Origin of the sequence: Streptomyces sp. NPDC046862 (genome assembly GCF_040704615.1) — a bacterium.
Taxonomy (GTDB): domain Bacteria; phylum Actinomycetota; class Actinomycetes; order Streptomycetales; family Streptomycetaceae; genus Streptomyces.
Genome location: NZ_JBEYXP010000012.1, coordinates 53,690 through 70,838, shown reverse-complemented (window position 1 = coordinate 70,838; position 17,149 = coordinate 53,690). Strand labels below are relative to the sequence as shown.

8 protein-coding genes are annotated in these 17,149 nt (G+C 73.5%); 4 read left to right on the top strand and 4 right to left on the bottom strand.

The window, feature by feature from the left end; genetic code table 11:
• Positions 1-175 precede the first annotated feature (175 nt).
• Complete coding sequence (locus AB0959_RS15515; protein ID WP_366826923.1) at positions 176-3,022, top strand: AAA family ATPase; 2,847 nt, start codon at positions 176-178, stop codon at positions 3,020-3,022.
• A gap of 93 nt (positions 3,023-3,115) precedes the next feature.
• On the opposite strand, the gene AB0959_RS15510 is transcribed toward AB0959_RS15515, so the two are convergent.
• Positions 3,116-5,341, bottom strand: a complete 2,226-nt coding sequence (locus tag AB0959_RS15510; RefSeq protein WP_366826922.1) for a trypsin-like serine protease — start codon at positions 5,339-5,341, stop codon at positions 3,116-3,118.
• Between the two features lie 79 nt (positions 5,342-5,420).
• On the bottom strand, positions 5,421-5,930 hold the full coding sequence (locus AB0959_RS15505; RefSeq protein ID WP_366826921.1) for a hypothetical protein: 510 nt from the start codon (positions 5,928-5,930) through the stop codon (positions 5,421-5,423).
• 419 nt (positions 5,931-6,349) lie between these two features.
• On the opposite strand from AB0959_RS15505, the gene AB0959_RS15500 reads away from it, so the two are divergent.
• Positions 6,350-9,682: an ALF repeat-containing protein gene (locus AB0959_RS15500; RefSeq protein ID WP_366826920.1), complete on the top strand. Its 3,333-nt coding sequence runs from the start codon at positions 6,350-6,352 to the stop codon at positions 9,680-9,682.
• A 51-nt stretch (positions 9,683-9,733) separates the two neighbouring features.
• Positions 9,734-10,105: a hypothetical protein gene (locus AB0959_RS15495; protein ID WP_366826919.1), complete on the top strand. Its 372-nt coding sequence runs from the start codon at positions 9,734-9,736 to the stop codon at positions 10,103-10,105.
• Positions 10,106-10,189: 84 nt separating this feature from the next.
• Here the strand turns inward: AB0959_RS15495 and AB0959_RS15490 are convergent, their stop codons facing one another.
• The gene (locus tag AB0959_RS15490; RefSeq protein ID WP_366826918.1) at positions 10,190-11,773 is read right to left on the bottom strand and encodes a hypothetical protein; all 1,584 of its coding nucleotides are present in this window, start codon (positions 11,771-11,773) and stop codon (positions 10,190-10,192) included.
• A gap of 210 nt (positions 11,774-11,983) precedes the next feature.
• Here AB0959_RS15490 and AB0959_RS15485 point away from each other — a divergent pair, with 210 nt between their 5' ends.
• The gene (locus AB0959_RS15485) at positions 11,984-13,207 is read left to right on the top strand and encodes a serine hydrolase domain-containing protein (protein ID WP_366826917.1); all 1,224 of its coding nucleotides are present in this window, start codon (positions 11,984-11,986) and stop codon (positions 13,205-13,207) included.
• Here the strand turns inward: AB0959_RS15485 and AB0959_RS15480 are convergent.
• On the bottom strand, positions 13,197-17,149 hold a 3,953-nt coding region (locus AB0959_RS15480), incomplete at its 5' end, for an HAD-IC family P-type ATPase (RefSeq protein WP_366826916.1). The two genes, AB0959_RS15485 and AB0959_RS15480, sit on opposite strands and share 11 nt — an antisense overlap.

Below are 17,149 nucleotides of genomic sequence, written 5' to 3'. Positions count from 1 at the left end.
CGGGACCCGGGGCGCTTCCGGGAAGTCCCTACACCTGGCCACCCGCACAACCCGTCCACGGACAACTACGGCTGTCTTTCAACCTTCTTGGCCCCCACACCGACGGGCATCATGGAAGAGCGGACGGGCGCCGAGGGGGTCGCGTATGCAGGGGTCGCGTAAGCAGGGGTCGCGTATGCACGGGGGAACCGGAATCGTCGGCCGGGAGCGGGAACGGCGGCTGATGGACGACCTGCTCGTGGCGGGCGGGGCCGGTGGGGCCTCCCTGCTGCTGTGGGGCGAGCCGGGCATCGGCAAGACCGCCCTGCTGGACTACGCGGCAGAGCAGGCGGAACGGGCGGAACGGCACCGGGACCCGGTGGGCACCGCCGGCCCCCATGGGACCACCCTGAGCCGCCGAACCGTACTCCGCGCCCGTGGCATCGAGACGGAGACCGTCCTGCCGTTCGCCACACTCGGCGACCTCCTTATGCCCTCTTCGCACCTTTTCAGGGAACTCCCCGGTCCGCAGCGCACCGCCCTGGAGTCCTGCCTCGCGCTCGGCGGCGACGCGGCGGATACCCCGAGCAACCCGTACGCGGCCTGCATGGGCGCCCTGAACGTGCTCGCGGCCCTCGGCGACGAGCAACCCGTCGTCGTCCTGGTCGACGACCTGCACTGGGTGGACCCGTCCTCCCAGCGTGTCCTGCTCTTCATCGCCCGCCGCCTGTCCAGCGAACGGGTCGCCCTCGCCCTGGGCTCCCGCGAGGACCACGGCGAGTCGGGCACGCGCCGCAGCATCCCGGCGGTCCAGGTCGGCGGCCTGCCTCCCGACGACTGCGCGGCCCTGCTCCGGGAGGCGGACCGCCAGGTCACCCCGGCGGTGCTCGGCGAACTGGTCCGGATCAGCGGCGGAAACCCGTTGGCGTTGCGCGAGATCGCCGCCGGACTGACCCCTGGGCAGGCGCGCGGCGAGGACCCGCTCCTCGACCCCCCGTCCCTCGGCCACCACCTGGAACGCGCCTGGGCGACCCGTATCGACGACCTCCCCGAGACGGCCCGCCGCGCCCTGGTGGTCCTGGCCGCGAGCCGTTCCAAGGCGGCGGGCCCCCTGCGCAAGGCACTCGAAGCGGCGGGCCTCTCGCTCGACGCCCTCTCCCCCGCCGAGGTGGACGGTCTGATCACGGCCACCTCGGACGGCCTGGACTTCCACCACCCGGTGCTGCGCCCGCTGGTTCTCGGCCGGGCCCCGCTGGCCCACCGTTTCGCGGCCTACACGGCGCTCGCCGAGGTGAACACGGGCCCGCTGCACGCCTGGTACCGGGCGTCGGCGAGCGCGGGCCCGGACGAGGAGGCGGCAGCGGCGCTGGCGGAGGCGGCGCAGGAAGCCCGCCGCCGCAGCGCGTTCGCGGAGTCGGCCCTGGCCTGGCGTCGCGCCGCCGACCTGACGCCCGCTCCCGACCCGGCGGCCCGTGCCGCCCGCCTCCACCGCGCCGCCTCCGACGCCCTGCTCAGCGGCTCCCCCTCCGGCCCCCAGTGGTGCGAGGAGGCCCTGCGCATCAGCCCCGACCCGGCGATGCGCGCGGACATCCAGGGTCTGCTGGGCCGTATGTGCACGTGGAGGGGCGAGACGGCGAGGGCGTACGGCCTGCTGCTGGACGCGGCGGACGCCGTACGCGGCCACGACCCTGCCCGCGCCTCCATGCTGCTGGCCGAGGCGACGGCCGCGGCGCGTCTGGACGGTCACGTCCCGGCGGCCGTCCGCGTCGCCGAACAGTCCCTGTCCCTGGCCTCCCCGACCGGCCCCGAACGCTGGTACAGCCTGACGGTCCTGGGCGCCGCCCTCGTCATGGCGGGCCGTACGGCGGACGGCCGCCGGATGCTGGAGTCGGCCGACGCCCACGGCACCGGCGACCCGGTCCGCGACCAGCAGGTGTACGCGATCGCGGGCCAGGCGTGGAGCCGGGTGGAGGAGTTCGTACGGGGCCGGACACTGCTCAACACGGCGGTGGAGTCGGCCCGTCGCCACAGCGCGGTGGGGGTGCTGGGCTTCACGCTGGCGGTACGGGGCGAACTCGAGACCCGCATCGGCCAGTGGGCGTCCGCCCGGGGCGACCTGACGGAATCCCTGCGCTGGGCGGAGGAGTTGGGCCAGCTGACGTGCGTGAGCTACACGCTCTACTGCCTGGCCCGCCTGGAGGCGTTGCGTGGCAACCGCGTCGAGTGCGAGGACCATGTGGCGCGGGCGAGGCGGGAGTGCGGGGCGTACGGGATCGGCTGCCAGGAGTACCACCTGACGGCGGTGCTGGGCCTGTCGGCGCTCGCGCACGGGGACTACGACACGGCGGCCGACCAACTGGAGCAGACGCTGGCGCTGGCGGAGGAACAGGGCATCGGCAACCCGGAGGTGGTCCCCTTCGCGGCGGACCTGGCGGAGGCGCACCTGCGGGCGGGCGATCCGGTACGGGCCGCCGAGGTCGTGACGTGGCTGGAGGAACGGGCGCGGGAGACGGGCCTGGCGTCGGCGGAGGCGGCGGCGGCCCGCTGCCGTGGCCTGCTGGCGTCGACACCGGAGGAGGCGGAAGCGCACTTCGAGCGGGGGTTGGCGGCCCACCAGCGCACGACGGGCCCCTTCGACTGGGCGCGCACGCTGCTGTGCGAGGCGGAGGTGTTACGGAGGCACCGCCGCCCGGCAGCGGCCCGTGCCCCTTTGGCCTCGGCGCTGGCGTGCTTCGAACGCCTGGGCGCGGCTCCTTGGGCGCGGCGGGCGGCGAGTGAACTGGCGGCGGCGGGAGGCACGTTGGCGAGTAGAGCTTCTTCCTCGTCCTCCGATCTGGCGGGCGCCCTCGACCAGCTCACCCCGCAGGAGTTCCAGGTGTCGCGCGCGGTGGCGAGGGGGCTGAACAACACGGAGGCGGCGGCGTCGCTGTTCGTGTCCCGCAAGACGGTGGAGGCGCATCTGACACGGGTCTACCGGAAGTTGCACGTGCGGTCGCGGACGGATCTGACGCGGTTGCTGACGGCGGCGGATCTGGTGGACTGAGGGTCGTTCAGGGCGCTTTGAGCCGGCCGCACAAGGCAGGAGCCCTCAAGGTCCCCGTGGGGACCCGAGGGCTCCTGCGTGCGTGTGCCGTGTCTACCGCGCCACGTAGCCGAAGCGGACTCCCGCGGCCGGGAGGCCGCCCGAGCCGGGCTGGTAGGTGGTGACGGCGGCGACCGTGCCGCCAGCGGTCACGTTGGACAGCGGCAGTGCGTACAGGGCGCCGTGGGTGGTCGGGCCGTACGGCATGCCGACGTACAGCTTGGTGCCGGTGAGGTGGATGCTCGTGCCGACGTACTGGTTGGTGCCCGGGGTACCCGGGAGTCCGTCGCCGTCGCCCGGCTCCAGCCACCTGTCGTTGGCGCCCGGCGTGCCGAGCAGCGAGAAGGTGCTGATCGCGCCCGCGTTCGTCGCCGTACCGGTGGTCTCGTTCGGGACGCCGACGGACATCTTCAGCGTCGCCGTCGTGCTCACCGCGCGCGGCGCCGTGTTCACGGCGGTCACGGTCGCGCCGAAGCGGTCGCCGGCCTCGGCGGAGCCGGACACGTCGTCGTCGGCGGTGCCCGTCGAGTAGGTGTTCATCTGGGTGTACGTGCCCGCGGCGGTGACGCGGAAGGTGTAGACGGTGCCCGTGTCGGCCTTGTTGGCGCCGTCGATGGGCAGGTCCTCACCCGGTGAGCCGACCGCGAGGATGGACTCCGTGGCGGCAGCCGCGCCCGACGGGCGGTAGGGGACCAGGGCCAGGGTGATGCCGAACTGGTCACCGGCCTCGGCACCGCCGGAGACGGTGTCCAGGTCCTGGTCCATGCCGAAGCGCGGGGTGGGCCTGTTCTCGGCGTTCAGCTTGTTGGGGTCGAAGACGGCGAGGTTGCCCGCCTCCGCGTCCGCGCCGATGGCCTCGCCGGGGGCGCCGATGGCGATGTGGTTGGAGTCGGCCGCGACGGCGCCGCCGAAGCCGTCGTTCGCCTCCGCGGCACCGGGCACGTCCAGGCTGTCCTGGTGGATGGAGACGTTGGTGGTGCCGTGGACGTAGAACGCCTGGCCCGCCTTGGCGAGGGAGCCGAGGGCCTCGCCGGGCTGGCCGATCACCACGAACGGTTCGCCCGCGGCGGTCGTGCTGGCGGCGAGGGCCTGGCCGAGGCGGTCGCCGCTCTCGTTGGAGGACGCGCCGAGGGAGCCGTTGCCCGAGCCCTGCTGGTAGGTGGTGTCCTTCTTCGTCCCCGTGCCGATGCCGCCCCGGGCGCCGTGCAGGATGTCGACGATGCCGGTGTCGGTGGCGGTGCCGATGTCCTCGGCAGGGGTGCCGACCACCAGGTCGGTGCAGCCGTCCTCGTCGTAGTCGACGGTGGCGAGCGCCTCGCCGAACCAGTCGCCTGCCTCGGAGGTGTCCGCGACCCAGCCGAGGTCCTGGGTGATCTCGGCGGTGCCCTTGCCGCCGCCGTACACGACCCGGACGAGACCCGCGTCGGCGTCGCCGCCGACGGTCGCCTTGGGGTCGGCGACGGCGATGTCCTCGACGCCGTCGCAGTTGAAGTCGGTGACGCGGGTCGCGCCGACCTTGGAGTTCACCCAGGAGGCCAGGTCGTCGACGCGGGCGGCGATGCCGCCGGTGCTGGTCACGGTCGTGTCGATGCCGAAGCAACCGCCCTGGTACGACCGGCTGTTGAGGGCGACCAGCTGGGGGGCGCCGTTCACCACGCGGACCACGGGGCCGCCGCTGTCACCCATGCACGCGGCCGCGCCGTCCTTGCCGGTGACCGTGGCCGTGGTGGCGGCGGACGCGTCCACCGAGAACGCACCGGTGTGCAGCTTCAGCGGCGCCCACTCGGTCTTGCTGCGGCCGTACCCGGCGAACTTCAGCTCCTCGCCGGCGGTGGGCGCGGTGGTGGCCAGGGCGACGGGGGCGACGTTGGTGACGGGCCGGTTCAGGCGGGCCAGGACCACGTCGCGGTCGGTACGCGGGACGAGCTCCACGACCTCGCGCACGGCACCGTTGGTGCCGGACAGGTCGGAGCGGCCGATGGTCGCGGTCGTCTTCAGCGCCGGCTTGCCGGCGGGCACGGCGAGGCTCGCCGCCGGGTCGTCGACGAAGCAACTGGCCGCGGTGAGCAGCCACTCGGCGTCGACCAGGACGCCGGAGCAGCCGCGGGTGTTGCCGCCGACGTCGAGCTGCGCGGTGTAGGCGTAGGTGGTGTCGCCGGAGGCGACCGGTGTGCCGGTCACGGCGTACGCGTACGGGCCGACCGCGGAGCAGAGCGCGACGGGAGCCGCGATCAGGGCCGCGGCGAGCGCGGACAGGCGGAGGGGTCTGGTGTGTGGCATGACCTTTTCCTTGGTGCGGGGTCCGCCGCATCCGGTGGTCGCCGGACGCGGCAGGCGGGCGAGGGGCGCTGAGCCTGCGTTACTTGGCGGTCCTGATCTCCACGAGCATGTGGTCGCGTCCCTGCTCGTCGGCGCTCTCGCCGACCGCGGTGTAGCTGTCCTTGGCGACGTCGAAGGACTTCTCCTCGGTGCCGACGGTCATGTCGACCTGGGCCGACTGGTCGGCGCTGCCCTTGACGCCGTAGACGGCGGGGATCTCCATGGTCAGCCAGCCGGTGTTGCCGGTGACCTTGAAGCAGATCTTGTCCTTGCTGCGCGCCCAGACCTCCAGGAGGCCGGTGCCGCTCGCGCAGTCGGCCAGGACGATGTGGCCGTCGCCTCGCTTGAGGACGATGTTCTGCTCCGTCAGGATCTTGTCGGCCTGCGGGTAGTCGAAGTCCTCGACGGCGTAGGCAGGGGTCTCGCCGGCGACGGCGCCGACGGCGGTGCCGCCGGTGGGAGCCGGGCCGCCCGCCATCGCGAACCATGCCAGGGCGCCCGCGGCCGTGGCGGCGCCCAGAACGCGCACAATCGCGCTACGTGCCTTCATTACAGTCCTAGTCGTAGATTCCGTTTCGGGCGTGACGGCCACGGTCCACCGACGGTCTCCGAACCGGCAGAAGGAATGCGGAATACGCACGTCCACAAGCCCCCGTCACAAATTCCCCAAGCCCCGAAAATCCCCGAAATCTGGCACGGGGAGTAAGCCTTTTCCGGCTGACTCATGAAAGCTGCCCTCCTTCAGGTTGTCCAACGGGTGAACGCTGGCAAAACGGACGTTTAAAGCAAATGCAAAGTGATGAACGTCACGCTTGATCAGGGTTGTACGGACTTAGATCGAGAGTTGGAAACACAAAAAGAAAGGAATGATAAATTCCGCTCCCCGGAGTTATTTACGGCGGCACAACCCGATTAGGGTCACGGGGCGCATTTCCATTTCTCTTCCTGTTCTCTTCCTGAAGGACCGCTTTGGACACCATCTTCTGGAGCAGGCGGCGGGTTCTCACCACGCTCGCGGCCGGCACGGCCGTCGCCGCCACTTCGAGTCTCGTCCTCACCCCGACCGCCGCCCGGGCAGACGACACGCCGACCGACGGCACCGGTCTGCCCGACACCGACCGCGGCAAGGCCGTCTGGGCGTACAAGACCGGTGGCCGTGCTGTCCGCGAGGCCGCGCTCGCCGCGCTGACCGGCACCCCGGCCGCCGTGACCGCGTTCCTCACCACCGAACTGCCCGCCGCCCGCGCCGAGGACAACCGTTTCGCGCTGATCGCGGGCCTCGCGTACGCGGGCAAGGCCGTGCGTGCCTCGGCCGACACCGCGCTCGGCGCGGGAGACACCGCGATCAGCACCTACCTGAACAACGGCTACGCGGGGGACCTCCACGAGGACCTGCGCCAGGCGGTGTTCACCGTCCTCAACAACAGCGGCAAGGCCGTGCAGCGCGCGGCCGACAAGGCGCTGACCACGGACACCCAGGCCGCGCTCAAGACGTTCCTGACGGACGGCCAGTACACCGCGCAGAACGAGGACGACCGCGTCGCCGTCTTCAACATCCTCGGCACCGCGTCCCCCGAGGTGAAGAAGTACGCGGAGCGCGCCCTGAAGGACGGCTCGCCCGCCGCGATCCGCACGTTCCTCACCTCCGGCCAGTACATCGCCCGTGCCCGGGACGAGGAGGCCGCGACGATCGAGCAGTTGGTCGCGATCGTGGAGCGCGAGGGCAAACTCGCGGGCCTGCAGACGGAGCAGGCCGTCGCCGCCTCCGAGAAGGCGAAGGAGGCCGCCGAGAAGGCCAAGGCCGCCGCGCTGAAGGCGGCGGAGGAGGCTCGCGCGGCCCAGAACGACGTGGCCAGGTCGGCGAAGGCCGCGAACGCCGCCGCGTCCGCCGCACAGGGCGCGGCTTCCGCCGCCAACCGGGCGATCGCCGCCTCCCGTACGGCCCAGAACGCCTCGCACCGTGCGGCTCAGGCCGCCCAGGCCGCCGCCGCCGCGGCCGCCACGGCCGGCAACGCCGCGGCCCGGGCCTACAACGCGGCGATCGCCGCGTCCAAGGACGCCTCCAAGGCCGAGGCCGCGAACCTCGCCGCCAAGGGCGCGAAGGCCGCCGCCGCCAAGGCGCGCACCGCGGCCAAGGCCGCCGACCAGGCCTCGATCGCCTCCAGGTCGGCCGCGGGCGCGGGCGCTTCCGCCGCATCCGCCGCACGGAACGCCGCCGCTGCCGCCAGCGCCTCGGCGGACGCCGCCGCATCGGCGGGCGTCGCCCAGTCCCAGGCCGCCAAGGCCAGGGCCGCCGCGGCCGAGGCGGACGCCGCGGCCGGCCGCGCCACCAAGGCCGCGAACACCGCCCAGACGCTGGCCAACCGCGCGGCCACGGCCGCCGCCGTCGCCCGGGACGCCGCCAACAGCGCGGCCGAGCACGCCGAGAAGGCCGCGATCGCGGCCGAGGACGCCTACGCGAACGCGGGCAAGGCGATCGAGTACGCCAAGCGCTCCACGGAGTACGCCAATGCCGCGGTGGCCGCCGCCACCAAGGCCCAGGACGCGGTCAAGGAAGCCACGGAGGTGGAGAAGGCGGCCCGCGAGGCGGAGACCGCCCGCCTCGCCGAGGAGGTCGAGCTCGGTGTCATCGAGGCGCGGCTGAGGGCGAAGGCCGAGGTCGACGACGCCGCGCGCGCCGACCGCGAGCGCACGGAGGCGGACAGGACCTCGTCGGCGATCAAGGATCTGATCACCTCCGCCGAGTCGGCACTCAAGTCCGGCGACACCACGAAGGCCCTCACCGACGGCCGTGGCGCGGCCTCCAAGCTCCTCACCGCCACCGGCACGTGGACCCGCGAGGCCGCCGAGTTCGCCCTCGCGGGCAACGACGAGGACGTACTCAACTGGCTCGACGCCGACCGCGGCCTCGCCCAGCGCCTCGACGACCGCGAGACCGTCCTGGCAGTCGCCCGGATGTCCACGGCGGACGTCGCCGAGGCCGCCCACACCACCCTCGCCAGCTCCGACGCGGACGCCCCGACCAAGTTCCTGTCGGGCGGCGCCGTCCAGGCGGCGGCCGAGGAGTACCGGGTCAAGATCTTCAAGCTCCTCGACGAGAACCCGGGCACCGCCGTCAAGAACAAGGCGAACGCCGCCCTCGCCGACGGCAGCGCCACGGCCATGCACCGCTTCCTCGCCCTCGAACTCGCCGAGGCGGTCAAGGAGGACGACAACGTCGAGGTGCTGCGCCTGCTCAACAACGGCGGCATGTACATGCAGGCGGCGGCGAAGATCGCCCTCGAGGGTTCCGCCAAGATGCGGCGCAGCTTCCTCCGCTCCGGCCAGTTCGACGTCGCCCGCATCGACCACGACCAGGCCACCCACGTGGCGGCGATCCGCGCCGCCATCGCGCACGCGGCGAAGGTCGCGCTGAAGGCGCTGGAGGACGCCGCGTACGCGTCCAAGGCCGCGGCCGAGGCCCGCGACGCGGCGGCCGAGGCCACCGACTGGGCGAACAAGGCCGACGGCTACGCCAAGGACGCCGAGGCCTCGGCGGCCGAGGCGAAGAAGAACGCGGACGACGCCGACGCCTCCGCCCAGAAGGCCGCCGCGTCGGCGGCCGCCGCGAAGAACGCGGCGTCCGTCGCGCGCGCCGCCTCCCGCACCGCCAACTACTCGATGCAGCAGGCGCTGGTGTCCGCGAAGGAGGCCGTGTCGTTCGCGAACGACGCGCAGGCCTCGGCCGCCAGGGCGCAGGCCTCCGCCATCGCGGCCGGCAAGAGCAAGGCGGAGGCCGCGGCCGCCGCCAGCGCGGCCAAGAAGATCGTCGCCGACAAGCGCAAGGCCGAGGCCGAGGCGAAGGCGAAGACGATCGCGATGGAGGCCGCGGCCTACAAGACCAACGGCACCACCCCGGTCGACGACGACGGCGACACCAAGTTCTGGGGCATGTGGCCCGAGGACATGACGGACGCCAAGGACTGGGCCGACACGTTCGGCCACTGGTCCACGGTCACCGGCGTGGCCGCCGTCGGCCTCACCGTCGCCTCGATCTGGTTCCCGCCGCTGCTCGCCGTCGCCGGCACCGTGGGCCTGGTGTCGTGGGGTCTGTCGGGCGCGGCGACCCTCGCCTCCGGTATGGGCTACGGCTGGACCAGCGGTAAGTTCAAGGAGGATCTCGCCGGGTTCGCGCTCGGCAGCATCTTCATGGGCAAGGGCAAGATCCTGGAGGATTTCGGCGGCCTGAACGAGGTCGGCGGGAAGATCTCCGAGGCCGTGGGCGGCTCGATCAGCGGCATCATCGACGCCTTCGACTGGTAGGAACGCAGGACGGCAGAACAGCAGGAACGGCAGGAACGGGTAAGGGCTCCCATGCTCACCGCACACTTCACGCTCACGCACTGGTGGATCGCCGCGATCCTCTCGGGCCTCGCCCTCGCGGCGGCGGTGCAGTCCATGGCCACGAAGCCCAGGGACAAGCTGATCGCGACGGTGTCCGTCCTGCTCGCCACAGCGCTCTACACGGCGCTGCGCGGCTCAGGCGACGGGGCGCGCCAGGCACTGCAGCTGTTCATCCTGGGCACCCTGCCCCTGGCGGTCCTGCGGCTCGTCTTCGCCGGGTACCTGAGGCGCCAGCTGGCGCTGAAGCACTCGGGGCAGCCGATGCAAGAGATGACGGGCAAGCAGATCGCGATCTTCTTCGCGAGCTTCGTGGCCGTCGTGGTCGGCATCGTCATTCTCTGACCTGGGCGGCGGTCTCTGACGTGGGCAGCAGCCTCTGACGTACGCAGCGCCGCCGCACCAGCGGCGGCGCTGCGGCACATCCGTTCAGGGCATCAGTTCCGACATCACCTCGACCGGCAGCGAGGGGTTGGCCGCCGCTGCTCGCGCCACCTGCCGGTCGTCGTCGGTGAGCAGGTCGGTGATGACGGGCGGCGGTAGGGCCGGGTGGCCCGCGGCCAGGTGTCTGGTCCGCTGGTCGGTCAGGCAGGAGAGCAGGGCCGGGGCCGTCGCGTTGGGGTGGCGCGCGATTTCGCGGAGCGCCTTCCGTGCCGGTGGGTCGGCCGAGTCGTGACGGGCCAGATCCTCCAGCAACGCGGATGACGCGTCCGGGTTGACCGCCACCCTGGCGGCGACCTGGACCCCGTGCCGGTCGACCATGGCGCGCAGAACGGCTTCGGAGAGTCCCGGGTGCGGGGCGACGGACTTGGCCACCTTCGCGTCCGGGTCGGCGGCCAGCGCGTCGCGGATCCCGGCCGGCAGGTCACGGCGCTCGGCCACGAGCATCCGTACGACCGGATCCGGCGACGCGGCCAGCGTCGCGATCTCCGCCGGCGAGGCGGCGGCCATGCGGGGCAGCAGGGTCGGGCCGAGCCTGGTGGCACCGGCCAGGTGGGTGAGAACGTCGAGCGGCACGCGTGGGTTGCGCGCCAGGCCGCGCTGTACTTCGTGGTCGCGGTCCTCGGCCAGCGCGCGGATCACCGTCTCGTCGATCGTGGGGTTCTCGGCCAGGGTGGCGCGGACACCGGGGTCGAGGTCGTCCGCGAGGTGCCGGGCCGCGTCCGGCGGCAGGTCGGTCCGGGCGGCGAGTTCCCGGCGCATCAGGTCCGAGGGGTGGTCGGCGAAGCGGGCGGCCGCGTCGGCCGGTGTCGCGGGATTGCTCAGGGCCAGCTGTTGTGCCACGTACGTGGTGGACTGGTGGGAGCCGTCGCAGGAGGCGCCCCGGGGCAGGTCACGGTCCGGGCGCGGACACCGCGGGTCGTGCGCGCACGGGGTTTCCTCGTGGTCGCAGACCAGGCAGTACCGGGCCGGTGCGAGCCCCTCGCCGGTGAGCAGCATGGCCAGTACGGCCGGTGGCGTCGCCTCGTTGGCGGCCGCCGCACGGCGCACCTCGGCGTGCGGATGCTCCGCGAGCCGCGCGGCCGTGGCCATGTCCGGCGTCCACAGGGCGAGTTCCGCGACCACGTGTGGGTTCGGGTCCGCGGTGAGCGTCTCCACGACGTCGGGCGGGAGACCGGGGCAGGCGGCCAGCTTCTCCCGGTGCCAGGTGATCGGGTCGGACGCGAACAGGCGCGTCCAGGCAGGGTTGCCGACTCCCTCGTCGAGGAGGGCGAGCGCGGCGAGCGGCTGGGTCAGGGGGTCCACGTCGGCGGCGGTCAGCCGGCCTTCGTACGCGAACCGCACAGCGGTCTCCCTGCTGCGCCCGGCCAGTGCCGCCGCCTGCGCATGGCTCAGGTCCGGGCGGGAGGCCAGCTCGTGGGCGAGGTCGGCGGCGAGCTCGGCGGCCAGGTCAGCGGCCGGGTCAGCGGCGGGGGCCGCGTCCTCCGCCTCGATCAGCCGGTCGATCAGCCGATCGACGAGCTCGGACGGCAGGGCGGGGTTCGCGGCCAGCCCGCACAGGACATGGTTCACGGGTCCATCCTGCCCGGGCGTCGGCCTCAGGGTTCTGGATTTTCACGGCGGCGCCCGGCCGGCGACGCCCTGCCAGCGCCACCCGGCCGGCGACGTTTGCCCAACGGGCCTTGGCCAAACCACCCCTGACTGGGGTGAGGGTTCGGACCAGGGACGGGTGGGGGAGATCCCGGATGGGCCACGTGGCCTGGAGTCGGCAGCATGATCCTCATGGCATCTCAGTGGATCTCTCGACGTTCCGTGGTGGGTGGCACCGTGGCCGGTGCGGCGGCGGTCGCGGTGGGAAGTACGGCGGCTCGGGCAGCGGTTGGGGCGGCGCCTCGGGCAGGCGGGCGCCCCGCCCCCGCGGCTGACGCGGCTCGACCCGTCGCGGCTGACGCGGCTCGCCGTCCGTCGTCCCTCGACACCCGCGCGCTGCAGGCCGCGATCTCCGATCTCTCGCACCCGCCCGCCACGGCCGCGCAGTTACGTGTCGTGCGCGACGGGCAGCGCTGGTACGGCACGGCCGGGGTGGCCGACCTGGCGAATGGGCGCGCCGTGCGACCCGGTGACCGGCTGCGTGCGGGCAGCATCACCAAGGCGTTCGTGGCGACCGTGATCCTGCAGTTGTGGGTGGAGGGGCGGGTCGATCTGGAAGCACCGATCGGGCGGTATCTCCCGGGGCTGCTACCGGCCGGCTTCGCGCGCATCACCGTGACGCAACTGCTGAACCACACCAGTGGGCTGCCCGATCACCAGGGGATACCGGACGACAGCACTCCGGAGGCCGTCCTGAGGCACCGGTTCGACCAGTGGACGCCCGAGCAGTGGGTGCGGACGGTGACGCACGCGCCGCTCAAGTTCGCACCGGGCACCAAGCAGGAGTACCGGGGCATCACCTACGTCCTGCTCGCGCTGATCATCGAGGAGGTGACCGGGCAGCGGTACGGGGACGCCATACGCTCGCGTGTCCTGCGGCCTCTGGGGCTGACGCGCACCCTGCTCCCCGGAAACGACCCGCGGCTGCACGGTCCTCACATCCACGGCTATCTGCGGATGACCGACGGGTCGCTCGAGGACGTGACCGTCTACAACCCGTCCAGCAGTTGGGGCGAGGGCGAGATCGTCTCGACCGTCGACGATCTCTTCCGGTTCCAGCAGGCCCTGTTCTCGGACGGGCTGCTGCCGCCGGAGGCCATGGAGAAGCTGTTCACCGTGCCGCCGGACAGCGTGCGCATGCTGGACGGCAGCCCCGCCCGGTACAGCCTCGGCTTGCAGAAGGCCACGGTGAACGGCGTGACCTTCTGGGGGAAGACCGGCGAGACGTACGGGTACCGCACCCGCGTGTTCTCGACCCGTGACCGGCGTACGCAGTTCGTGCTGTCGTACACCCCGACTCCCCTGTCCTCGAACGAGCACATGACCGATCGGGTCGTCTCCGTACTCACCTCGTGAACGAGCCCACGCCCGCCGCCCGGACGCGGGCGATCAGAGCCGGGAGGAACAGCGAGCTCAGCGTCGCCGCCGTCGCCGCGGTGAGGGCGATGGACCAGGCCACCGGGCCCAGCGGCGTGCAGCCGAAGAACTGGCTGAGCACCGGGGTCTGGACGACGGCCGCCAGCGCCGCCAGGGAGCCGAGGGAGGAGACGACGATCGGCGTGCTCGTGCCGCCGGCCAGCAGGGTCTGGCCGAGCTGGGCGCCGACGAGGGCGACCAGGGCGACAGTACGGGCGCGGACGGCGCGGCCGGTGGGCCGGGCGGCGAGCCAGCCGGCCGCGGCGCCCAGGGTCGTGGCCACCGCACGGGTGACGGTCTCCTCGGTGAGGGCCGCGCCGAGGGAGGCCTCGGGGCCTTCGTGGAGCATGCGTTCGGCTGCCTCGGGGTGGGGCGGGCGCAGGGCGACGGCGATGGCGGGGGCGAGGTCCGTGAAGAGGTTGACCAGCAGGAGTTGACGGGCTGTCAGAGGGGAGGTGCCGGTGGCTGCCGCGCCGAGGAGGGTGAAGGCGATCTCGCCGAGGTTGCCGCCGACGAGGATCGCCAGGGCCTGCCGTACCGAGGCCCACATGGCGCGTCCCTCGACCAGGGCGGCGAGGACCGTTTCGAGGCGGTCGTCCGTCACGACGAGGTCGGCGGCGGCGCGTGCGGCGGGCGTGGCGCGTCTGCCGAACGCGATGCCGACGTCCGCCAGCCGAATGGCGGGCGCGTCGTTGGCGCCGTCGCCCGTCATCGCGACCGTACGGCCCAGACGCTGGAAGGCCCGCACGACGTGGACCTTGTGGACGGGGGTGCCGCGGGCGACGACCCCGATCTCGGGCAGGAGGGCGTCGAGGGCGTGGTCGTCGAGCTCGTCGAGTTCGGCGCCGGTCACGACACGTCTGCCGTCCAGGACGCCGAGCTCTCGGGCCATGGATTCGGCGGTACCCGGATGGTCCCCGGTGATCATCACGATGTGCACCCCGGCGTCGGCGAGCCGGCGCACCGCGTCGGCGGCGGTGGGGCGTACCCGGTCGGCGAACGCGAGGAAGCCGAGGAAGTCGAGGCCGGTCACCGATTCATCGGTGAGCCTGCCGTCGGTGGTGTCGCGGAGTTCGGCGACGGCGAGAACGCGGTGGCCCTCCCCCGCCAGCTTCTCCCCCTCCACGAGGAGGGCTTTCCTGCCTTCCTCCTCCAGGGGCTCGCCATGGCGGGTGGCGCAGCGGTCGACGACCTCCTCGGGTGCGCCCTTCACCGAGAGGATCAGACTGCCGCCGCCTCCGGTGCCCCCGCTGCCCTCTCCAGTGCTCGCGCTGCCGCCGTCTCCAGCGCGCCCGCCGGCCCCACTGGCGTCGCTGCCACCGCTGCCACCTCTGGCGCCGCTGGCGCCGCTGCCTCCACTGCCTCCACTGCCTCCACTGCCTCCACTGCCTCCACTGCGGCCACGCGTCGCGTGGAAGCCGCGGCTCGGCTCGAACGGCAGGCTGGACGTGCGCCGCCAGCCCGGCGCTCCGCCCGCCGTCCGTCGCACTCCGGCCTCCTCGGCGCCCTCGGTGACCGCGCCGTCCGTGGCGTGCTCGAACCCGCTGTCGCCGCGCGGGCGCGGGGTGGCCCGCAGGGCCGCGCCGAGGACGGCGCGCTGCTCGTCCCCGAGCGAGCCGACGGGCCTGCTGTCGCCGTCGGCCGCGACGGCGACGAGGGACATCCGCCCGTGGGTGAGGGTGCCGGTCTTGTCGAAGCACAGCACGTCGGTACGGCCGGCCGCCTCGATGGTCCGTGGGTCCCGGACCAGGGCGCCGCGGGCCGAGAGCCGTCTGGCGGAGGCGAGTTGGGCCGCCGAGACCAGGAACGGCAGCCCTTCGGGGACGCTGGCCACGGCCAGCCCCACGCCGGAGCCGACGGTGTCCCGGGTGGGCAGCCCGCGCAGCATGCCCGCCCCCATCACCGCCGCCGCGGATCCGAGAGCCACCGGCAGGGTCGTACGGGTGATCCGGGCCAGCCGGCGCTCCACGCCGACGCTGGGCGCGGCGCCCCGCCCGGCCGTGGCGGCCCGGCCCGCCTCGCTGGACGGGCCCGTCGCGACGACGACCGCCCGGCCGATGCCGGCCGCCACGGTCGTGCCCTCGTACACCATGGACGTGCGGTCCGCGAGGTCCGACGCCAGCACGGGCGGGACGCCCTTGGCCACCGGCAGCGACTCCCCCGTCAGCGCCGACTCGTCGGCCTCCAGGTGCTGGGCCTCCAGCAGACGGCTGTCGGCCGGCACCACGTCGCCGGCGCTCAGGTTCACCACGTCGCCCACGGCCAGGTCCTCGGCGGAGACGGTGGTCTCCCGTCCATCCCGCACGACCTTGGCCGTCACGGCGGCCTCGCGGCGCAGCCGGGCCACCGCGCGGTCGGTGCGGTGCCGCTGGAAGCCGCCGATGAGGCCGGACACGGCGGTGACCGCGACGATGATCACGGAGTCGAGGACGGCTCCGACCGTCGCCGACATGGCCGCCCCGACGCCGAGGACGGGCGTGAGGGGGTTGGCCATCTCGGTCACGTAGGCCCGGCCGAGCGACGACACCGGGGCCTCCTCGCCACCGGGGCCGGTGGCCCGCTCCTGGGCCTCCTCGTCCGTGAGCCCGTCGTCGCGGCCACCGGCCCGGGCGAGCACCGTGCCCGGGTCCATCGCGTGCCAGGGATGGTGGGAGACGGGCAGGGGCAGGGGGCGGTGCAGGAGCCGTAGGGCCGACCAGGCGCCGACGGCGGTGCCCAGGCCTGCGGCCGCGTTGTACGAGTTCAGGCTGTTGGCCGCCGGGCGCCGCCCGCGTCCGGACAGCGCGGCCGTCGCACCGACGGCCGCGGAGGCCTGGGCGAGCCGTACGCCGCGCTGTGCGGTCTCCCGCGCGGCACTGCATGCCTCCACGATCACGACGGCGGGCGCCGGGTCGGAGCCCAGACAGAGGTCCGCGCCCCAGGGTGGAGTTCCTCGCGGGCTCGCGAGGCCGACGCTGACGTCGGCGGCCCGGAGCGCGGACCGGTTCCTGGAGATCACCAGCACGCCCTCGCCGCCGCGCTGGAGGTCGCGTACCGAGTGGGGCAGCCGGTCGCCTCCGTCCGCCACGGCGTCGGCCTGGCGTACGGCCGCGTCGTCGGTGTGTTCGCCGGCCGTCACGACGGTGAGGCCGGCCGCGTGGGCGGCGGGGACGAAGGCGCTGGTCACGTCGTGCATCTCCGGCACGACGCTGATCACGGCCATCAGGCGCCGCTCGTGCGCCAGACCCAGCACGAGCCGCGCGCCGTCGCGCCGCAGCCGCTCCCGGGCCCGCGCTCCCGTGCGTCCGTGCAGGTCCAGCCGCTCCACGGGCGCCAGCTGCCACCCGCTGTCCCGCCGCGATGTCTGCGGTTCGGAGCCTTCGAAGAGGCGGTGGGCCGTCGCGGCGAGGTCGCCCACCGGGGCGTCGTCGTCCAGGGCGACCAGGTCGGCCAGCAGGTGGGATCCGGTGGCGAGCGCGTCGGTGTCGAGCAGCACGGTGCCGATCCGGTCCAGTCGGCGCAGCGCTTCGGGATCGGCCACGAGGACGCCACGGCGGGCCAGGCCCCGGCCGAGGACGCAGGCGAAACCCTCGCGGGCCAGGAGCGATGCCTTGGGGACGGCCGCCAGCGCCGCGGCGGCAGCTCGTCCCGGGCGGCGGGTGACCAGGAGCGACCCGGCGAAGGACGCCGCCGCCACGGCGGGCGCCCGGTCGGCGTAGCGCTCGACGGGCCCGGGCTTCAGCGGCTCGTCGCGGGGCGCCAGGCCGACCGCGTACGGAGATCGGTCGCCGTGCGAAGATCCGTCGCCGTGCGAAGATCCGTCGCCGTGCGAAGATCCGTCGCCGTGCGAAGATCCGTCGCCGTGCGAAGATCCGTCGCCGTGCGAAGATCCGTCGCCGTGCG

Bases quoted from the DNA above. Each gene is read 5' to 3' on its own strand.
- AB0959_RS15515 (WP_366826923.1), top strand. From the start codon at position 176: ATGCACGGGGGAACCGGAATCGTCGGCCGGGAGCGGGAACGGCGGCTG.
- AB0959_RS15510 (WP_366826922.1), bottom strand. From the start codon at position 5,341: ATGCCACACACCAGACCCCTCCGCCTGTCCGCGCTCGCCGCGGCCCTG.
- AB0959_RS15505 (WP_366826921.1), bottom strand. From the start codon at position 5,930: ATGAAGGCACGTAGCGCGATTGTGCGCGTTCTGGGCGCCGCCACGGCC.
- AB0959_RS15495 (WP_366826919.1), top strand. From the start codon at position 9,734: ATGCTCACCGCACACTTCACGCTCACGCACTGGTGGATCGCCGCGATC.
- AB0959_RS15485 (WP_366826917.1), top strand. From the start codon at position 11,984: ATGGCATCTCAGTGGATCTCTCGACGTTCCGTGGTGGGTGGCACCGTG.